The organism is Pseudomonas sp. GW456-12-10-14-LB2, assembly GCF_002884345.1.
In the GTDB taxonomy this organism is placed as follows: Bacteria; Pseudomonadota; Gammaproteobacteria; order Pseudomonadales; family Pseudomonadaceae; genus Aquipseudomonas; species Aquipseudomonas paraglycinae.
Genome location: NZ_POHV01000013.1, coordinates 84,457 through 101,452, shown reverse-complemented (window position 1 = coordinate 101,452; position 16,996 = coordinate 84,457). Strand labels below are relative to the sequence as shown.

Annotated in this window: 17 protein-coding genes; all 17 read right to left on the bottom strand. The window is 60.2% G+C overall.

Annotated features, from left to right (window positions below):
- Positions 1 to 78 precede the first annotated feature (78 nt).
- Entirely contained in the window at positions 79 to 528 is a 450-nt protein-coding gene (gene fliJ / locus C1X29_RS11310; RefSeq protein WP_007951935.1) for a flagellar export protein FliJ, read from the bottom strand.
- 6 nt (positions 529 to 534) lie between these two features.
- Positions 535 to 1,893, bottom strand: coding sequence for a flagellar protein export ATPase FliI (gene fliI / locus C1X29_RS11305; RefSeq protein ID WP_085605786.1), 1,359 nt, complete (start codon positions 1,891 to 1,893; stop codon positions 535 to 537).
- On the bottom strand, positions 1,883 to 2,689 hold the full coding sequence (gene fliH / locus C1X29_RS11300; protein WP_102717468.1) for a flagellar assembly protein FliH: 807 nt from the start codon (positions 2,687 to 2,689) through the stop codon (positions 1,883 to 1,885). Before fliH ends, fliI begins: the two co-directional genes overlap by 11 nt.
- A gap of 4 nt (positions 2,690 to 2,693) precedes the next feature.
- Positions 2,694 to 3,713 carry a flagellar motor switch protein FliG gene (fliG, locus tag C1X29_RS11295; RefSeq protein ID WP_007958288.1) on the bottom strand — a complete coding sequence of 340 codons (1,020 nt, stop codon included), beginning with the start codon at positions 3,711 to 3,713 and terminating at the stop codon, positions 2,694 to 2,696.
- On the bottom strand, positions 3,706 to 5,493 hold the full coding sequence (gene fliF / locus C1X29_RS11290; RefSeq protein ID WP_007958290.1) for a flagellar basal-body MS-ring/collar protein FliF: 1,788 nt from the start codon (positions 5,491 to 5,493) through the stop codon (positions 3,706 to 3,708). Before fliF ends, fliG begins: the two co-directional genes overlap by 8 nt.
- Positions 5,494 to 5,508: 15 nt before the next feature.
- On the bottom strand, positions 5,509 to 5,838 hold the full coding sequence (fliE, locus tag C1X29_RS11285; protein WP_007958292.1) for a flagellar hook-basal body complex protein FliE: 330 nt from the start codon (positions 5,836 to 5,838) through the stop codon (positions 5,509 to 5,511).
- 128 nt (positions 5,839 to 5,966) lie between these two features.
- Entirely contained in the window at positions 5,967 to 7,358 is a 1,392-nt protein-coding gene (locus C1X29_RS11280; RefSeq protein WP_102717486.1) for a sigma-54 dependent transcriptional regulator, read from the bottom strand.
- Between the two features lie 5 nt (positions 7,359 to 7,363).
- Positions 7,364 to 8,557, bottom strand: a complete 1,194-nt coding sequence (locus C1X29_RS11275; protein ID WP_173892720.1) for a PAS domain-containing sensor histidine kinase — start codon at positions 8,555 to 8,557, stop codon at positions 7,364 to 7,366.
- A gap of 128 nt (positions 8,558 to 8,685) precedes the next feature.
- Positions 8,686 to 10,161: a sigma-54 dependent transcriptional regulator gene (locus C1X29_RS11270; RefSeq protein ID WP_003222863.1), complete on the bottom strand. Its 1,476-nt coding sequence runs from the start codon at positions 10,159 to 10,161 to the stop codon at positions 8,686 to 8,688.
- 172 nt (positions 10,162 to 10,333) lie between these two features.
- Complete coding sequence (locus C1X29_RS11265) at positions 10,334 to 10,630, bottom strand: hypothetical protein (RefSeq protein WP_007958300.1); 297 nt, start codon at positions 10,628 to 10,630, stop codon at positions 10,334 to 10,336.
- A gap of 10 nt (positions 10,631 to 10,640) precedes the next feature.
- Positions 10,641 to 11,039, bottom strand: a complete 399-nt coding sequence (gene fliS / locus C1X29_RS11260) for a flagellar export chaperone FliS (RefSeq protein WP_007958302.1) — start codon at positions 11,037 to 11,039, stop codon at positions 10,641 to 10,643.
- A 129-nt stretch (positions 11,040 to 11,168) separates the two neighbouring features.
- On the bottom strand, positions 11,169 to 12,611 hold the full coding sequence (gene fliD, locus C1X29_RS11255; RefSeq protein WP_102686042.1) for a flagellar filament capping protein FliD: 1,443 nt from the start codon (positions 12,609 to 12,611) through the stop codon (positions 11,169 to 11,171).
- Between the two features lie 80 nt (positions 12,612 to 12,691).
- Positions 12,692 to 13,048, bottom strand: a complete 357-nt coding sequence (locus C1X29_RS11250) for a flagellar protein FlaG (protein WP_085605774.1) — start codon at positions 13,046 to 13,048, stop codon at positions 12,692 to 12,694.
- A 71-nt stretch (positions 13,049 to 13,119) separates the two neighbouring features.
- A complete protein-coding gene (locus C1X29_RS11245) occupies positions 13,120 to 13,971 on the bottom strand; it encodes a flagellin domain-containing protein (protein ID WP_007920059.1) in 852 nt (283 codons plus the stop codon).
- A gap of 243 nt (positions 13,972 to 14,214) precedes the next feature.
- A complete protein-coding gene (locus tag C1X29_RS11240; RefSeq protein WP_085747116.1) occupies positions 14,215 to 14,481 on the bottom strand; it encodes a hypothetical protein in 267 nt (88 codons plus the stop codon).
- Positions 14,478 to 15,770, bottom strand: a complete 1,293-nt coding sequence (locus tag C1X29_RS11235) for a motility associated factor glycosyltransferase family protein (protein ID WP_102717467.1) — start codon at positions 15,768 to 15,770, stop codon at positions 14,478 to 14,480. Before C1X29_RS11235 ends, C1X29_RS11240 begins: the two co-directional genes overlap by 4 nt.
- 86 nt (positions 15,771 to 15,856) lie before the next feature.
- Positions 15,857 to 16,783 carry a ketoacyl-ACP synthase III gene (locus C1X29_RS11230; RefSeq protein ID WP_085611535.1) on the bottom strand — a complete coding sequence of 309 codons (927 nt, stop codon included), beginning with the start codon at positions 16,781 to 16,783 and terminating at the stop codon, positions 15,857 to 15,859.
- Positions 16,784 to 16,996: the final 213 nt, after the last annotated feature.

Genomic DNA, 16,996 nt, shown 5'->3' with positions numbered 1-16,996 from the left:
GAACCTGTACAAGGTTTAGCACCTGAAGGGGCCATGGGCAAGGCGCGATGGCGTCGGGATCTGTGCGAGATCTGCCCGTCAAAACGCCTCGTGGCGCGGCAAACGCTGGGACAACTCGTCCAGCAGCTTCTGTTCGCGCTTGTCTTCGGCGCGCTGCGCTTCATCCAGATAACGTTGTACAAGCTTGCGCAGACCTTCGACCCGGGCGAATGCCTGCTGCCAGGCATCGCGGGCCTTGTCCAGATTGTTCTGGTGCCATTGCAGGCTTTGACGCTGCTGATCGACGGCGGTGTCGAGCTGCGCCAGAAAGCCCTGAAAACCCAGCAGCCACTGCCCGGACACGCCCGTGCTGCCGCGTACGATCCACTGCTCGGAGTAATCCAGACGAAAGGCATGCAAGTCGGCGAGTTTGCTCTCGGCCACCTTCACCTGCCCCTGAAAGTAACCCAGGCGTTGCACGGCGGTTTTCTCGGCCTTCTCGGCCATGTCCACCACCGGCGCCAGACGCGCGGCTCGACTCAGGGCCATGACCGGTTACCCGCCGGCCGCCGGGGCGAAAATCGTGCCGAGATACGCTTCGCTTTCACCCAGGCTGATGTTGTCGTTGAGACCCTGACGCAGGTATCTGACCAGTTGCGGCTGCAGATTGATGGCAAGGTCAGTCTCGCGGTCACCGCCCGCGACATAGGCGCCGACGCTGATCAGATCGCGACTCTGTTGATAGCGCGACCACAGCTGCTTGAAGTATTGCGCACGCTGCATGTGCTCCGGCGACACCACCGCCGGCATCACCCGGCTGATCGAGGCTTCGATATCGATGGCCGGGTAATGACCCTCTTCGGCCAGGCGTCGCGACAGCACGATGTGGCCGTCGAGCACACCACGCGCCGAGTCGGCGATCGGGTCCTGCTGGTCATCTCCTTCGGACAATACGGTGTAGAACGCGGTGATCGAACCCCCGCCCTTCTCCGCATTACCGGCGCGCTCCACCAGTTTCGGCAATTTGGCAAAAACCGACGGCGGATACCCCTTGGTCGCCGGCGGCTCGCCGATGGCCAGGGCGATTTCCCGCTGGGCCTGGGCGAAACGGGTCAGGGAATCCATCAGCAACAGGACATTCTTGCCCTTGTCGCGGAAATACTCGGCGATCCGCGTGCAGTACATCGCCGCGCGCAGACGCATCAGCGGCGCATCGTCCGCAGGCGACGCCACTACAACGGAACGCTTGAGGCCTTCTTCACCGAGGATGTGCTCGATGAACTCCTTAACCTCACGACCCCGCTCACCGATCAGGCCGACGACGATGATGTCGGCCTCGGTGAAGCGGGTCATCATGCCGAGCAGCACCGATTTACCGACACCGGTACCGGCGAACAGACCCAGACGCTGGCCGCGACCGACCGTCAACAAACCGTTGATGCAACGGATACCGACGTCCAGCGGCACGCTGATCGGGTCACGGTTGAGCGGGTTGATTGTCGGGCCGTCCATCGGCACCCAGTCTTCGGCCTTCATACCGCCCTTGCCGTCCAGCGCACGTCCGGCGCCGTCCAGCACGCGACCGAGCATGCTCATGCCCATCGGCAGGCGACCCGTGTCGGCCAGCGGCACCACGCGGGCACCCGGGGCAATGCCAGCCACACTGCCGACCGGCATCAGGAACACCTTGCTGCCGGAGAAGCCCATGACTTCGGCTTCGACCTGGGACGGATGATAGGTGTCGTCGTTGATCACCATGCAGCGGGTGCCCATGGCGGCGCGCAGGCCTTCGGCTTCAAGCGTCAGGCCGACCATGCGCAGCAGGCGCCCTTCGAGAATCGGCGCACCGGCGATTTCGGTGGCCTCAGCGTAGGTGCTCAGGCGCTTGGCGAAACTGGTGCGTTCAAGGCGCATCGGGGGCGTCCGCGAGCGGCTCATCTGCGACCGGTGCCGGTTTTGGCGACTCCGGCAGATCCAGACTCAGGTCCGGCGCGGCCGGGTGCAGGGCCTGTTCGTGCAACTGGTCGAACAGCTTGGCCATGACCTGGCTGACGCGGGTTTCGATGCTGGCGTCGATCCGGCTGTGGTCGGTCTCGACCCGGCAACCGCCCGGCAGCAGGGTTTCGTCTTCGACGATACGCCAGGTTTCTTCATGACGTTCGCGCAGGGCTTTGACCTGTTCGAAATCCTGTGGATTGACGTACAGCCGCACATTGCCCACGCCCAGCGGCAGCAGCTTGAGGGCGTCGCGCATGACGTGTTCGATCTGCGTCGAGTCGATGGCCAGTTCGCGCTGAATCACCTGCTTGGCGATGTGCTGCACGAGGTCGACCAGTGACTTTTCGATCTGGGTGTCTTGCTCGGCGATGGGCTCGAACAGGTGGCCCATCAGCTGCTCAAGGCTGTTGACCTTGGCCGTCAGGACCACTTCGGCTTCCTGGCGCACCTTGAGGGTGGCGCTGTGAAAGCCTTCCTTTTCGCCGATGGCGAAGCCTTCGTTGTAGGCCTCCTGACGGATGCTTTCGAGCTCTTCCAGAGTCAGTGGCTGGACTTCCTCCAGCGGCACCTCTTCCATTTCCGGCGGTTCAGGCTCCGGTTCCGGCTCGGGCTCAGGTTTCGGCGGGTCGAAGCTGGGCAACGCCCAAGATTCGAAACCACGGACGTCCCGGGCACGGATCAGGTCCGTCACATCGTCGTCATGCTTGTCCATGGGCTTAGATCATTTCCTCGCCGCCCTTGCCACCGAGCACGATTTCTCCGGCTTCGGCCATACGGCGGGCGATGGTGAGGATTTCCTTCTGCGCGGTCTCCACGTCGCTGACGCGCACCGGGCCCTTGGCCTCGAGGTCGTCGCGCAGCAGTTCGGCGGCACGCTTGGACATGTTCTTGAAGATCTTCTCCTTGACGCCTTCGTCCGAACCCTTGAGGGCCAGTACCAGTACGTCGGAAGAGACTTCGCGCAACAGCGCCTGGATACCGCGGTCGTCGACATCGGCCAGGTTGTTGAACACGAACATGAGGTCTTCGATCTGACCGGACAGGTCTTCGTCGACTTCACGGATCGAGTCCATGAGCTGGCCTTCGATCGAGCTGTCGAGGAAGTTCATGATGTCCGCCGCCCGCTTGATGCCACCCAGGGTGGTGCGCGAGGCGTTCGAGTTGCCGGAGAACTGCTTCTCGAGGATCTGGTTCAATTCTTTCAGCGCGGCCGGCTGCACGGTGTTCAACGACGAGACGCGCAGGATGATGTCCAGACGCACCTTGTGGTCGAAGTTGCCCAGCACTTCACCGGCCTGATCCGGATCGAGGTACGCGACCACGATCGCCTGGATCTGCGGGTGCTCGTAACGGATCACGTCGGCAACGGCGCGCGGCTCCATCCATTTCAGGCTGTCGAGGCCACTGGTGTTGCCACCCAGCAGAATGCGGTCGATCAGGCCGTTGGCCTTGTCTTCACCCAGGGCCTGGGTGAGCATTTTGCGCACGTAGTCGTCGGAGCCGACGCCCAGGCTGGTCTGATCGCCGACGATGTCGACGAACTCGCTCATGACCTGCTCGACCTGCTCACGGTGGACGTTGCCCATCTGGGCCATGGCCACGCCGACTCGCTGGACCTCTTTGGGGCCCATGTGGCGCAGCACTTGTGCGGCATCGGTCGAACCCAGGGACAGCAGCAGAATCGCGGCTTTATCGACCCGGGACAGTTTGGCGACGGCGGCTCGGTTATCACTCATCTGCGTTAATCCACTCTTTCACGACCTGGGCCACACGACCCGGGTCTTCTGCCACCAGACTCTTGATTGCGTTCAACTGAGCGTCATAACCCTCGCTCGGGCTCGGCAGCAGAATGCTGGTCGGGCCGCCGAGGCTGACGCGATCGTTGGACAGTTCACCATCCAGACCGCCCATGCCACCGAGTTCCATGTCGCCGCCCAGACCGGCCAGCTCCTTGCTTTTGCCGCCACCGGTGATGTTGTTGAGCACCGGACGCAGCACGCCGAACACCAGCACCAGGATGAACAACACACCCAGCACTTGTTTGACGATGTCCCAGAACCATGGCTGGGAGTAGAACGGAATGTCGGCGATCACTTCGCCGCGCTCGGCGGAGAACGGCATGTTGATCACGCTGACGCTGTCGCCACGGCTGGCGTCGAAGCCGACGGCGTCCTGTACCAGACGAGTGAAGCGCGCCAATTCGTCCGCGCTCCACGGCGCACGGGTGGTTTCACCGTTGGCCGGGTTGATCTTGACCTGATCGTCCACCACCACCGACACCGACAGGCGATTCAGGCGACCTTGCTGCTGTTTGGTGTGGCTGATGGAGCGGTCGAGTTCGAAGTTCTTGGTGGATTGTTGACGCTTGTCCGCCGGGTACGGCGCGAGCATCGGCTGGCCGGTAGCCGGGTCCATGATCTGCTGACCGTTGGCATCAACCAGTGGCTGGCCAGGTTGCACCATGCTCGCCGGGGCGGCTGCGCCACCGGTGGTCTGCGGCGCCGAAGCCGGCGACGGTGGCTGGTTGCTCAGGGCACCCGGCACACCTTGCGGGCCATTGCTGGCGGTGCGTTGTTCGTTGACCGACTGCTCGCTGCGCAGCGCCGGTTGATCCGGGTTGAACTGCTCGGCGGTCGATTCGACGGCACTGAAATCGACGTCGGCCGAGACTTCAGCCTTGTAGCGATCGTTGCCCAGTACCGGTTGCAGAATGTTGTGCACGCGCTGGGTGAGCATGCTTTCCATGCGGCGGCTGTAGTCGAACTGCTTGCCGGCCATGGTCATTTCGGAATTTTCCGCCTGATCCGACAGCAGGTTGCCCTTCTGGTCGACGACGGTGATCTGCGATTTGCTCAGCTCGGGAACAGAGGTTGCCACCAGGTTGATAATGGCAACGACCTGGCCTGGCTCCAGCGAACGACCGGAATACAGCTCCACCAGTACCGAAGCGCTTGGCTTGCGTTCGTCACGCACGAACACCGAGCTTTTCGGGATCGCCAGGTGAACGCGCGCGCCCTTGACGTTGTTCAGGCTGGAAATGGTGCGGGCCAGTTCGCCTTCGAGGCCGCGACGATAACGGGTCGCTTCCATGAACTGGCTGGTGCCCAGACCCTGTTCCTTGTCGAGGATTTCAAAACCGATGTTGCCGTCGCTGGGAGTGACACCAGCGGCCGCGAGCTTGAGCCGCGCACGGGACAGGTCATCGGCCTTGACCAGCAAGGCGCCGGAATTCGGTTCGACGGTGTAGGGAATGTCGGCGGAGGCCAGGGTGTCCATGACCTGCTTGGCGTCCATGCCGGCAAGGCTGCCGTACAGAGGCCGGTAGTCCGGTTGCTGCGACCACAGCACCACGGCAAAGCCAATCGCCACGCTCGCGGCCAGGCCGACCAACAGGCCCACCTGACGCAGCACGGTCATCTCGGAGAGGTTTTCCAGGAAGGACAGGCCGAACAGCGGCGGTTTGCCGTCTATCGGGGTGGCCTTGGCCGGAACGTTATCGGCGACTGCTTCTGCCATGACTCAATCTCGTCCTTAAACCGGCATCTGCATGATGTCTTGATAAGCCTGAACCAACTTGTTGCGCACCTGGGTCAGAGCCTGGAACGACACGCTGGCTTTTTGCGAGGCAATCATCACGTCCGTCAGATCGACGCCGCTCTTGCCGATTTCAAATGCGTTGGCCAACTGAGTCGACGCCTGCTGGGTATCACTGACTTTGTTGATGGCCTGACCGAGCATGTCGGAAAAGCTGCTGCCTGCCACTTCAGGGGCAGCGGCAATCGATTTCGGCTTCGACATGGCGTCCATTTGCATGGCCTTCATGTCCATCATCAACCGATTAAATTCAATACCTTGGCTCATGGTCTACTCTCTTGGGCGGCCCGCAATTTTTTGACACTCACTCGGCGGGTACTCAGGTGTTAGCAACAACGGTGCCAGCTCATGGGCACCGCTTTCAGAAAAGCCGTTTCAAACGTTTGCGCCACCCGTCAGGTGGCGAACAGGTAGCCTTCGACATCCATGCCCGCATCGCGCATTTGCGCCAGTTTGTAACGCAGGGTGCGCGGGCTGATGCCGAGTTTTTCGGCGGCTTCCTTGCGTCGACCGCGTTCGGTACGCAGGGTGTCGATGATCATCTGGAACTCGCGGCGACGCAGGTCATCGCCCAGCGCACCGGCCGAATCCGCCTCGATTTCGACTTCACGAATGACCGGCGCAACCGGCACAACCGACGGCAACGGGGCGAACAGCGCAGGCCCGGAGAGACAGAAATCCTGCGGCTGGATCAACCCGCCCTGCTGCAGAATCAAGGCCCGCTGGACCGCATTATCCAGCTCGCGCACGTTGCCCGGCCACGGATAACCGATCAGGCACGCTTGCGCCTCGGGCGAGAACTTCGCCATCGCGTGCTTCATTTTATTGACGTGTTTGGCCAACAGACGCTCGGCCAGCGGCAGGATATCGGCGGTGCGCTCGCGCAACGGACGCCAGGCCAGCGGAAATACCGACAGACGATAATAGAGGTCTTCACGGAATCGCCCCGCCGCCACTTCACCGGCCAGATCGCGGTTGGTGGTGGCCACCACGCGAATATCGAGAGTGATCGGCTTGCGGGCGCCGACCCGCTCCACTTCCCGCTCCTGCAACACCCGCAGCAGCTTGGCTTGCAGGCCCAGAGGCATTTCGGAAATTTCATCGAGCAGAATGGTGCCGCCGTCCGCCTGTTCGAACTTGCCGGCCTGGGCCGCGATGGCGCCGGTGAACGAGCCTTTTTCGTGACCGAACAGGGTGGCTTCGAGCATGTTGTCCGGGATCGCCGCACAGTTGATCGCAATGAACGGCTGACTGGCGCGATGGGATTGCTGGTGGATGTAGCGCGCCAGCACTTCCTTGCCGGTGCCGGACTCGCCGGAAATCAGCACGGTAGAATCGCTGCGCGCAACCCGCGCCGCCAGATCCAGCAATTGAGCACTGGCCGGCTCGACCGCGACCGGCCCTTCGGCGTCACTGGCGCCAAGGCTGCCCAAGGCGTGGCGCGCCACCAGATCCAGCAGAGCCTTGGGCTCGAACGGCTTGACCAGATAATCCGCCGCGCCCTGGCGCATCGCATCGACCGCGCGCTCGACCGCGCCATGGGCGGTCATCAGCAGCACCGGCAATTGCGGTTGTCGCGCGCGCAGCAGGCCGAGCAATTGATGACCATCCATGCCCGGCATGTTGACGTCGCTGACCACCAGACTGAACGCTTCGCGCTCGACGGCGTTCAGCGCCTCTTCGGCCGAACCCACCGCGTGATAGTCGTGACCGGCCAGCAACAGCGTATCGGCCAGCGCTTCGCGCAACGAGCGGTCATCCTCGACCAGCAGAACCTTGATGCCCATGACCTTCACTCAGCTCCCTGTACAGCAGAAAACAACGGCAGGATGACCTGCGCGCACGTACCGCGCCCGACCCGCGAACGCAGCTGCAATTCTCCCTGATGCGCACGCGCCACGGCCTTGACCACGGTCAGGCCCAGGCCGGTCCCGGTGACTTTGGTGGTGAAAAACGGCTCGCCCAGCCGCGCCAGCACTGTCGCATCGATACCGCTGCCGCTGTCACTGACACACAAACGCAGAGTGTTGTCGCGGGTATAGCAATGCACCTTCAGACGCACCTCACCGGCACTCGCCTGAATCGCGTTTTCAATCAGATTGAGCAGCGCCCCGACCAGCGTGTCGCGATTGCACAGCAACTCGCCGGCATGGCTGTCGCATTGCCAGCGGATCGGCAGATCCTGCACATGGGTCAGCGCCGCGGCCTGCAACGATTGCATCAAGGTATTGGGCGTGATGCGATCAGTCAGCGGCAATTCTCCGCGAGCGAACACCAGCATGTCGCGCACCTGATGCTCGAGCTCGTGCAGACGCTCTTTGAGGCGACCGGCGAAGCGCTGCTGGGTGGCGACCGGCAGTTCCTGCTCGGTCAAATGACTGGCGTACAGCAAGGCGGCGGACAACGGCGTACGAATTTGATGAGCCAGCGAAGCGACCATCCGACCCAGGGAAGACAGTCGCTCGTGGCGCGCAAGCTGATCCTGCAAGTGACGGGTTTCAGTCAGGTCGTTGAGGAGTACCAACTGCCCCGGCTCGGCATCCAGCGAGCGGGTGGCAATCGACAGGCGTCGACCGTTCTTCAAGGAAATTTCGTGGCCGTCATCTTCACGAGGCGCGAAGCAACGGGCGATGACATGGCGCCACAGCTCGCCTTCCAGAGGCAGGCCCAGCAGATCGATGGCGGCCGGATTGGCCTCGCACACGATGCCGTGACCGTCGATGACGATGACGCCGCCGGGCAACAGATCGAGGAGGTTTTGCAGACGGTTGGCCAGGCGTTCTTTTTCCGCCAGTTCCTGCATGCGCTGAGCACTGACCACGGCCAGCTCGCCCTTGAGCTCGGTGACCCGGGCTTCGAGCATGCTATAGGAGTCGGTCAACTGGCTCGACATCTGGTTGAACAGGGCGAATGCCTGCTCAAGCCCCTGGCGGCTCGCCTGCTCTACGGACGGCAGTTGCCCCGAGGACTCGGGAACAGAAGACATCTGGGAGGCTTGGGGCATTGTGCTCTCTCGCTTGGCTGACCGTCAGTTAAACGGAACGTTGCGAGGGACGTAGCAATACCCGTGCCTAAAAAAAACCGCTTATAAATGAAGCAGTTGAAAAACAGGCGTCAATCATCCGCCTGTTCATCACCTTCACGACGGCTCATGCCGTACTTGCGCATCTTCTCCACCAGCGTGGTGCGGCGAATGCGCAGGCGTTCGGCGGCGCGGGCAACGATGCCGTTGGCGTCGTCCAGCGCCTGCTGGATCAAGCCCTGCTCCAGACCACCGAGGTAGTCCTTCAGGTCGAGACCTTCCGGCGGCAGCATGGCGTTGGCGGTGAAGTCCGGCGTGTGGCCGTTGATCGCCACGCGCTCTTCCAGGTCGCTGCGCAGGCTGTCGACCATTTGCTCGTCTTCGTCGTCGACGTAGCGGAATTTCTTCGGCAACTCGACCACGCCGATCACCCCGTACGGATGCATGATCGCCATGCGCTCCACCAGGTTGGCCAGCTCGCGGACGTTGCCCGGCCAGCCGTGGCGGCAAAGGGACATGATGGCGGCGGAGTTGAAGCGGATCGAACCGCGCTTCTCGTGCTCCATGCGCGAGATCAGCTCGTTCATCAGCAACGGAATGTCTTCGACGCGCTCACGCAGCGGCGCCATCTCGATCGGGAACACGTTCAGGCGATAGTAGAGGTCTTCGCGGAAGGTGCCGATCTCGATCATGCTTTCGAGATTCTTGTGAGTCGCGGCGATGATGCGCACGTCGACGCTTTGGGTCTTGTTGCTGCCCACGCGCTCGAAGGTACGTTCCTGCAGCACGCGCAGCAGCTTGACCTGCATCGGCAGCGGCATGTCGCCGATTTCGTCGAGGAACAGCGTACCGCCGTTGGCCAGCTCGAAGCGGCCGGCACGGCTGGTGATCGCGCCGGTGAAGGCGCCCTTCTCGTGGCCGAACAGTTCGCTTTCCAGCAACTCGGCCGGGATCGCCCCGCAGTTGACCGGTACGAATGGCGCGTCACGACGCTTGGAATGGTAATGCAGGTTGCGCGCAACCACTTCCTTGCCGGTCCCGGACTCGCCGAGGATCAACACGCTGGCGTCGGTGTCGGCCACTTGCTGCATCATCTGACGCACGTGCTGGATCGCGCGGCTGGTGCCGACGAGGCTGCGGAACAGGTTGGGTTCGCGATGGCGGCCGCGCTCTCGGGCCTGGTCGTACATCTCGCGATAGACCTGGGCACGGTGCAGGGAGTCCAGCAGCTTGCTGTAGCTCGGCGGCATTTCGAGGGTTGAAAGTACCCGGCGGCGTTGGTCTTCGGGCAGGTCCACCGAAGAATTATCGCCCATCAGCAAAACCGGAAGGAACTCATCCCAGGTTGAGAGTGTCTTTAACAGGCCCAAAAGCGCACCAGGAGCATTGACCGTCCCGATCAGTACGCAAATGACCTCACGACTAGACGACAAAGAGCCGACTGCCTGCTGCCAGTCATGGCTTCCGCAGGGTAAATTTTCTTCGCCAAGAAAATTTAAGATCACCGCCAGGTCGCGGCGGCGGACGCTATCGTCATCGATCAGCAGAATTTTGGTTTCACGCCACATGCAATAGCAACTTCCCTAGTCAACTCAATGCCCAAAATGAGGGGCAAGCGAGACGCTTGCAGGACACCTTGTGCCTGTAGACGCCTGAAATCTGAAAACAGCCACTAGTTAAGTCAAAAAACCGTGCACAGTCAAATTTATGGCGCACATGTCTGGATTAACTGGGGGTTAATTAACCAAACAGATGGTAAACCTTTGCCGCGTTCTGCGCTTGGGTGATCTGCGACATCTCGTCGACTATCGCCTGACGCTCACCCATGGCGACTTCAAGCAGCTGCTTGTAGACATGCAGCAACTCCTCGAGGTTGTCGCGCAATGCGACCTCGTCCACCGAAGCCTCACTCAAGACATCTTCCATGCAGGAACGGCAATCGAGATCCAGTTGACCGATGGCCTCCCAGTTGCGCTCGGCCAGTGCTCCGACCAACGCTGCCCGGGTTTCTTCGATTCGCTGCAATACAAGACTCATGGTGATCTCCTCAGAACTGCGGAGCGGGCGCAGGCGCGATCGCATCCCAGCCTTCTTTGACGGTGCTCAGCAAGCCGGCAACCTCATCAAGAATACGCGGATCGCTACTGATGTTCGCCTCGGCGAGACGCTTCATCATGTAGATGTAAAGACCGTCCAGATCAGCCAGCGTATCCGCGGAATTTTCCAGATCCAGTCCTTCACGCAGCCCGCTGACGATGCCGATGGCCTTGCTGATCGACGTGCACTTGGCAGGAATGTCCTTGCGCTCGATCGCACCTTTGGCCTGGGCGATACGGTCCAGACCGCCTTCCATCAGCATTTGCACCAGGCGATGAGGGCTCGCTTCAGAGGTCTGAGCGTGCGCACCTACTTTCTGGTATTGCCGAAGGGCTAACATCGGATTCATGTTCTACCTCATTTGCCACAATGACTCGTATGAACAGTGTATCGCCAGCGAGTCGAAAAACTTTAGACCATAAGACAAAAACCCGGCGCACGCTCGAAAGCGTAGCCGGGTTTTTGTCGTTTTTGCATGTTACTTCGCGGATTGCTGAGCGTTCAGCGAGCTGAAGAACGACGTAATGTTGCTCGCCGTCGCCTTCATCTGCCCTACCAGCAAGTCCATGGCGTTGTACTTGGCAGTCAACGTCTTGGTCAGGTTGGCCACACGGACATCCAGGGCTTTTTGCTGATCGGTAATCGTCCGGCTATTGGCATTCAGGATCGTCAGTCGCTGATCCAGCAGACCTTGAGTCTTGCCGTCGGCCGATGTCTTGAGATACGGGTCAACCGCCTTGCTCATGCGCGCCAGCAGACCGTTGGTGTCATTGGTACCACTGAACAACTGCTGTACCTGACCCGTTGCCCCCGGAGCCGCCATGGCCTTGTTGAAGGCAGTGGTGTCGAGCTTCAGGTTACCGGTAATGGAGTCGGTCATGATGCCCACTTCCGACAGATAGGCCATCGAGCCACCCGCGCCCGCGCCGGTAAACTCGGCGCGAATGCTCGCAATCAACGAACGCGGCAAGGAATCGCCAGTGAACGCCGCCTGCACGGTCAGCTTGCCGTCTTCATCCGGCGTGGCCTTGGACAGGCTGTCAACGGTGGTCTTGAGCGAATTGTAGGCATCGACGAACTGCTGAAGCGACGTCTGCAGCCCTTTGGTATTGGTATCAACGGTAACCGTGGACGGCGTCGCGCTGGCAGCGACCAGATTCAGGGTCATGCCGCTGATCGCACCGGTAACCGTATTGCTCTTGCTGGTGACTGCCAGGCCATCGATGGTCAGGGACGCATCCTTGGCGAGCGCGCCCACGGAACCGGAATCACCTGCCGCCGGCGTAGCCGACATGACTTTGGTGCCATCGATTTCCAGACCGGCAATACCGCTGACAGTGAGATCGGAACCCGCACCGGTCTTGTTCGAACCGATCACCAGACGAGAGGCGCCAGTGGCGTCGGTCACGATGTTGGCGGAAATACCATTACTGCCCTGAGCCTTGTTGATCGCATCACGCGTGCTCTGCAAGGTCGCATTGGCCGGGATGGTGACATTGTAATCAGTGCCATTCTGACTGATTTTCAGGGTACCACTCGGAATGGCACTGGATGCACCGCCGGCAAAGGCTGCAGAGGCGACCTTCGAACCGGTAGCCAGTTCTTTCACGACAACGCTGTAAGAGCCCGAAACCGCAGTGTTATCGGAAGTTACAGTCAGCGTTCCAGGCACGCTCGATGTCGCCGTGTAGCCGGCGAATGCGGGATTGGTCTTGCTGCCCAGAGTGGCCAATGCCGCCTGAAAGGTGGTCAGCGCGCTCTTCAGAGCACCCACACCGGAAATTTTCAGCGTGTTGGTTTTGGTCTGGTTATCGATCTGCGTCTGCTTCGGCGATTTGTCAGCGTTGACCAGCGCAGTAACGATCGCACCGATGTCCAGGCCGGAACCCAGGCCCGAACCCGGTAAAATTGGACTTGCCATGTGCATCTCCCTTGGGTTGTTGCCAGTCTTTTGACCAATACCTGCGCCTAAAGAACTTCAAACACTATTCATGCCAGCTATCAGACTTTGGCGTCGAACAACACGTGACTTGCGTTGGCGAGGCTGTCTGCCAGCTTCAGGGCTTCTGCGGAGGGGATCTGTCGTACGACCTCGCCCGTCTCGCTTGCGATCACCTTGACGATGACCTTGCCGGAATGCTCGTCGATCGAAAATTCCAGATTGCGCTTGATCGACTGAACGAACTTCTCGATCTCCTGCACCGCCAGCTTCAGCTTGGTTTCATCTGCTTCCTGGCTCTTTTTCGAGGCAGGAACAGCATCAACGGTCTGAGGCTTGGTTTCCGACGGCTTGTCGGTAACGGTATTGGCTGGTTTGGGAGCCGGATAAGACACGTTAAGCTTGACGCTCATGTCCATGCTCATCACCTCATAACGTAAAAAGCGAGAGAGCACGCAAGCGCACTCCCCCGCTAAAACTCATTCCGAAATTACTGAAGCAGCTTCAGTACAGCGGAAGGCAGTTGGTTGGCTTGAGCCAGAACAGAGGTCGAAGCCTGTTGCAGGGTTTGCTGCTTGGTCAGGTTAGCAGTCTCTGCGGCGAAGTCGGTATCTTGTACGCGACCTTGTGCAGCAGTGGTGTTCTCGGTGATGTTCTGCAAGTTCTGAATGGTGCTGGTCAGACGGTTTTGCGAAGCACCCAGGCTGGCACGAGTTGCACCGATTGCAGCGATAGCGGCGTCGATTGCAGTGATCGCGTTGTCGATGTTCTGCGAAGCGCCAGTTACGGTAGCACCGGTCAGGGACAGAGTACCGCTACCAACCGACAGGCTGACGGCGTCGAACTTGGAGCTCAGTACCAGGTCGATGTGGTTAGCCGAACCGGTGTTTGCACCCACTTGCAGGGTTACAGTACCAGCCGAACCGTCCAGCAGGTTTTTGCCGTTCAGGTTGGTCGAAGCCGAGATACGGGTGATCTCGTCGGACATCTGAGCGAATTCAGCGTTGGTAGCGGTCTGGTCAGCAGTGCCGTTGGTACCGTTACGTGCTTTAACAGCCAGTTCACGCATACGCTGCAGAATGTCGGTAGTAGCTTGCAGAGCGCCTTCAGCGGTCTGGGCAACGGAGATACCGTCGTTGGCGTTCTGGATTGCCTGGGTGTTACCGCGGATCTGGGAAGACATACGGTTGGAGATCTGCAGGCCAGCGGCGTCGTCTTTAGCGCTGTTGATTTTCAGGCCGGAAGACAGGCGCTGCATCGAAGTCGACAGAGCGTCGGAAGCGCGGTTCAGGTTTTTCTGAACGTTCAACGACGTGGTGTTGGTGTTTACTGTTAAAGCCATGACGAATTCCTCGTTGGTTGGGTACTGCGGCTTCCGGCCCTGGCAACCGCCGGGTATGGCCTAGAGAACCTTCGTAATAGTTATCGTCGGGTTTGCAGGTTGCTTGAGGGCTTTTTTGAAAAAATTTGCCATCACCCTGCCACCCCCTAGAAAACAAAGACTTAGCAGCACTTCACCTTCGAAAAAATGACGTCATAAAACCGTCCGTGGCGCAAACCGGCGGGCCAGCGCCTTCGCTCCTCTTCAGGCGGACGATTCTTCCAGCAATTGAATCAACTCGTACTCCATGAAATCGGCAAGTCCCAGCCAGTCCTGACGCTCCTGGCACTCGAGCATTTGTGCGAGCAATTGCGCCCAGACTTGCTGCGTCTGCGTGCCGGCCGACAGCAATGACTGCTGCGCGCCCTCGAACACATCGACCATGGTCAACGCCGCCTCGACATCACGTCCCAGGCGGAACAACCCGGCGCACTGATGGCATTCGTCTACCCAGCTTTGCAGTGCAGTCATTGCACAAACTCCTGATTGAACGCTGTTCCGGCAATCTGCGCACCCGCCCGGCTGCTGTTGAAAAATGCCACCTGCGGCTGACTGGCGATGTATCGCTCCAGCACGCACAGATAACCGCGAAAATTGAGCTGGGTACTGACGCGCTCGCCATACCCGTCACGCACCCAGTGCCGCGCCTGATTCACCGACGGCCCCAGGTCACCGTCATTCCAGCCGGCATGGGTCTTGTTCATCGGGAAAGCAAAATCGGCACCGAACAGCGTGATGCGTGCAGCGCCCATCTTCACCGCCAGGTCCACGGCCGGGTGAATCACACTGCCACCCACATGCAGCAGCGCCCTCGGGTGCTGTTCACGCAATGCCGCATAGACCGGACTGGCCGAGTAGCCGCCGTAACGCTTGCCCTTCCAGGCCCTCAGCACCTCGGGATCACTCATGGGCAGGTACACCAGCGGGATGCCGTCGGAGTCCTCGAAAGGCAAATGCCGGAAGCTGATGCGCTGATCGATGCTCACCACATAGTCGGGCACGATCCCGTGCTCGCGCAGCGGCCGGTAGGCGGTATCGACGCAAATGAACAACGGACGCTCGGCCCGCTCGCGGATCGCGGCCAGACGTTCGAAATGCTGTTCCAGCGTCGGCCCGGTGCCGATCACATAGATCTCCCGACCGGTGCAGGTGCCGAACAGCGTCGCCACATCATCGTCGGCAAGCAATACCGGCAAGCAGTCCTGCAGACGCTGTTGAATGAACGGTGACTGCGGATCGAACTCACGGTTGTTGAAGCTCAAGTGCACTTCGCTGACCAGTCGATCACGAATCTTCGCGTTGAAGTCATCGGCCAGCAGCATTTCGGCAGGCAATGCAAAGAATGGCGTGCAGATGTCGGGCAGGTCGCCGGCGTAGAGCAATTCAACTCGCGGCTCCTGCAGCCACTCACGCTGATCGAGCAGTTGCAGCACCAGGGCAAACAGCGCGCCATTGAGGATGTGCACATACAAGCGCTCAAGCCCGGCGCGCTCCAGCAGCACCGCGGGCAAATCCCCGAGGCCGGTGCCGTAGACATGCAGTTGCGGCTTGTCCGCCGGTAGGCTGGCGGCCTGAATCTGCGCCTCGCGGACACGATCATGCCGGCTGGTGAGCTGAATGCCGCCAATGCTCAGCGTCGAGCCCAGCCCTTGCGTCAGTTCGGCCTCAATCGCCGAACTGTCTTCGTTCAGCAATCGTGCGAACAGCGCCGGCCAGCGTCGCTCGACGACTTCAGCATTGGCCTGGAAAAACTCACTCATGGCGCCTCGCGCTCCCTTCAGGCAAAAAAATAGCGTTCAAGGTTAACCCTTGAACGCTATTTTTGTATCCGTCGTTCTTAGCGGATTCAAGGACGATAAATAATCGCCGAACCCCACGACAGACCGACACCGAAACCACTGATCGCGATGCGGTTCCAGTCGGAATCCATCACGTGTTTTTCCAGCAGCAGCGGCACACTTGACGACACGGTGTTGCCGGTCTCGACCATGTCCTTGATGAACTTCTCCGGCTCGCCTTCGAAGCGTCGCGCCACGGCATCGACAATCGCCGCACTGCCCTGGTGAATGCAGAAGGCATCGATGTCATCGGCTTTCAGACCGGAATCGTCGAGCAGTTCGTGCAAGTGCGCCGGCACTTTGAGCAGCGCGAAGTTGAACACCTGACGACCATTCATGAAGAACACGCCATCGGTGACTTTCAGGTGCGGTGCGCCGGAACCGTCAGTACCGAACTTGGCCTTGCCCAGCGCCCAGACCGGGTCTTCGCCCATCCAGGTGGCGGTGGCGGCGTCGCCGAACAACATGGTGGTGTTGCGATCTTCCGGATCAACGATCTTCGAATACGGGTCGGCGGTGATCAACAGACCATTCTTCAGGCCGGCGGCTTCCATGAAGCCTTTGATCGCGTAGATGCCGTAGACGTAACCGGAGCAGCCCAGGGAAATATCGAACGCCGCGACATTGGTCGGCAGGCCGAGTTTGTCCTGGACGATGGCCGCGGTGTGCGGCAGGCCTTCTTCGTCACCGTTCTGGGTGACGACGATCAGCGCATCGATGGATTCACGTTTCAGTTCAGGGTTGTTGGCAAACAGCGCATTGGCCGCTTCAACGCACAGATCGGAGGTTTCCTGTTCCGCGTCTTTGCGTGGGAGGAAGGCCGAACCGATCTTGCCGAGGATGAATTCCTCATCCTTCTCGAATTTTGCACCTTGTGCGTAATTGTCCACGCCGGCTACAGGAACGTAGCTCGCAATGCTTTTTATGCCAATCATTACGGCTTCCCAATAATAAACAGCCCAATACCACCGCTCGCAAGGATTCGAGGGGCGCCGACAAACAGAAAACGGCCGCCACAACGGGCAGCCACGGGAAGCGCAAAGGGCTATCACTGGAACCGAAATCGGGCCAGGCGCCATCTCCCCGGTCATTACAATACAGTGAAGATGCGCGTTATGACTCGCAGGTCACGCTATTTTGCCGAATCG

What these genes read in the sequence shown, in the direction of transcription:
- C1X29_RS11240 (WP_085747116.1), bottom strand. Translation starts at nt 14,481, where the DNA reads ATGACTGCACTGCAAAGCTGGGTAGACGAATGCCATCAGTGCGCCGGG.
- fliI (WP_085605786.1), bottom strand. Translation starts at nt 1,893, where the DNA reads ATGCGCCTTGAACGCACCAGTTTCGCCAAGCGCCTGAGCACCTACGCT.
- C1X29_RS11235 (WP_102717467.1), bottom strand. Translation starts at nt 15,770, where the DNA reads ATGAGTGAGTTTTTCCAGGCCAATGCTGAAGTCGTCGAGCGACGCTGG.
- fliS (WP_007958302.1), bottom strand. Translation starts at nt 11,039, where the DNA reads ATGAATCCGATGTTAGCCCTTCGGCAATACCAGAAAGTAGGTGCGCAC.
- C1X29_RS11250 (WP_085605774.1), bottom strand. Translation starts at nt 13,048, where the DNA reads ATGGACATGAGCGTCAAGCTTAACGTGTCTTATCCGGCTCCCAAACCA.
- fliH (WP_102717468.1), bottom strand. Translation starts at nt 2,689, where the DNA reads ATGGACAAGCATGACGACGATGTGACGGACCTGATCCGTGCCCGGGAC.
- C1X29_RS11265 (WP_007958300.1), bottom strand. Translation starts at nt 10,630, where the DNA reads ATGAGTCTTGTATTGCAGCGAATCGAAGAAACCCGGGCAGCGTTGGTC.
- fliE (WP_007958292.1), bottom strand. Translation starts at nt 5,838, where the DNA reads ATGAGCCAAGGTATTGAATTTAATCGGTTGATGATGGACATGAAGGCC.
- fliG (WP_007958288.1), bottom strand. Translation starts at nt 3,713, where the DNA reads ATGAGTGATAACCGAGCCGCCGTCGCCAAACTGTCCCGGGTCGATAAA.
- fliF (WP_007958290.1), bottom strand. Translation starts at nt 5,493, where the DNA reads ATGGCAGAAGCAGTCGCCGATAACGTTCCGGCCAAGGCCACCCCGATA.
- C1X29_RS11270 (WP_003222863.1), bottom strand. Translation starts at nt 10,161, where the DNA reads ATGTGGCGTGAAACCAAAATTCTGCTGATCGATGACGATAGCGTCCGC.
- fliJ (WP_007951935.1), bottom strand. Translation starts at nt 528, where the DNA reads ATGGCCCTGAGTCGAGCCGCGCGTCTGGCGCCGGTGGTGGACATGGCC.
- fliD (WP_102686042.1), bottom strand. Translation starts at nt 12,611, where the DNA reads ATGGCAAGTCCAATTTTACCGGGTTCGGGCCTGGGTTCCGGCCTGGAC.
- C1X29_RS11275 (WP_173892720.1), bottom strand. Translation starts at nt 8,557, where the DNA reads ATGTCTTCTGTTCCCGAGTCCTCGGGGCAACTGCCGTCCGTAGAGCAG.
- C1X29_RS11280 (WP_102717486.1), bottom strand. Translation starts at nt 7,358, where the DNA reads ATGGGCATCAAGGTTCTGCTGGTCGAGGATGACCGCTCGTTGCGCGAA.
- C1X29_RS11230 (WP_085611535.1), bottom strand. Translation starts at nt 16,783, where the DNA reads ATGATTGGCATAAAAAGCATTGCGAGCTACGTTCCTGTAGCCGGCGTG.
- C1X29_RS11245 (WP_007920059.1), bottom strand. Translation starts at nt 13,971, where the DNA reads ATGGCTTTAACAGTAAACACCAACACCACGTCGTTGAACGTTCAGAAA.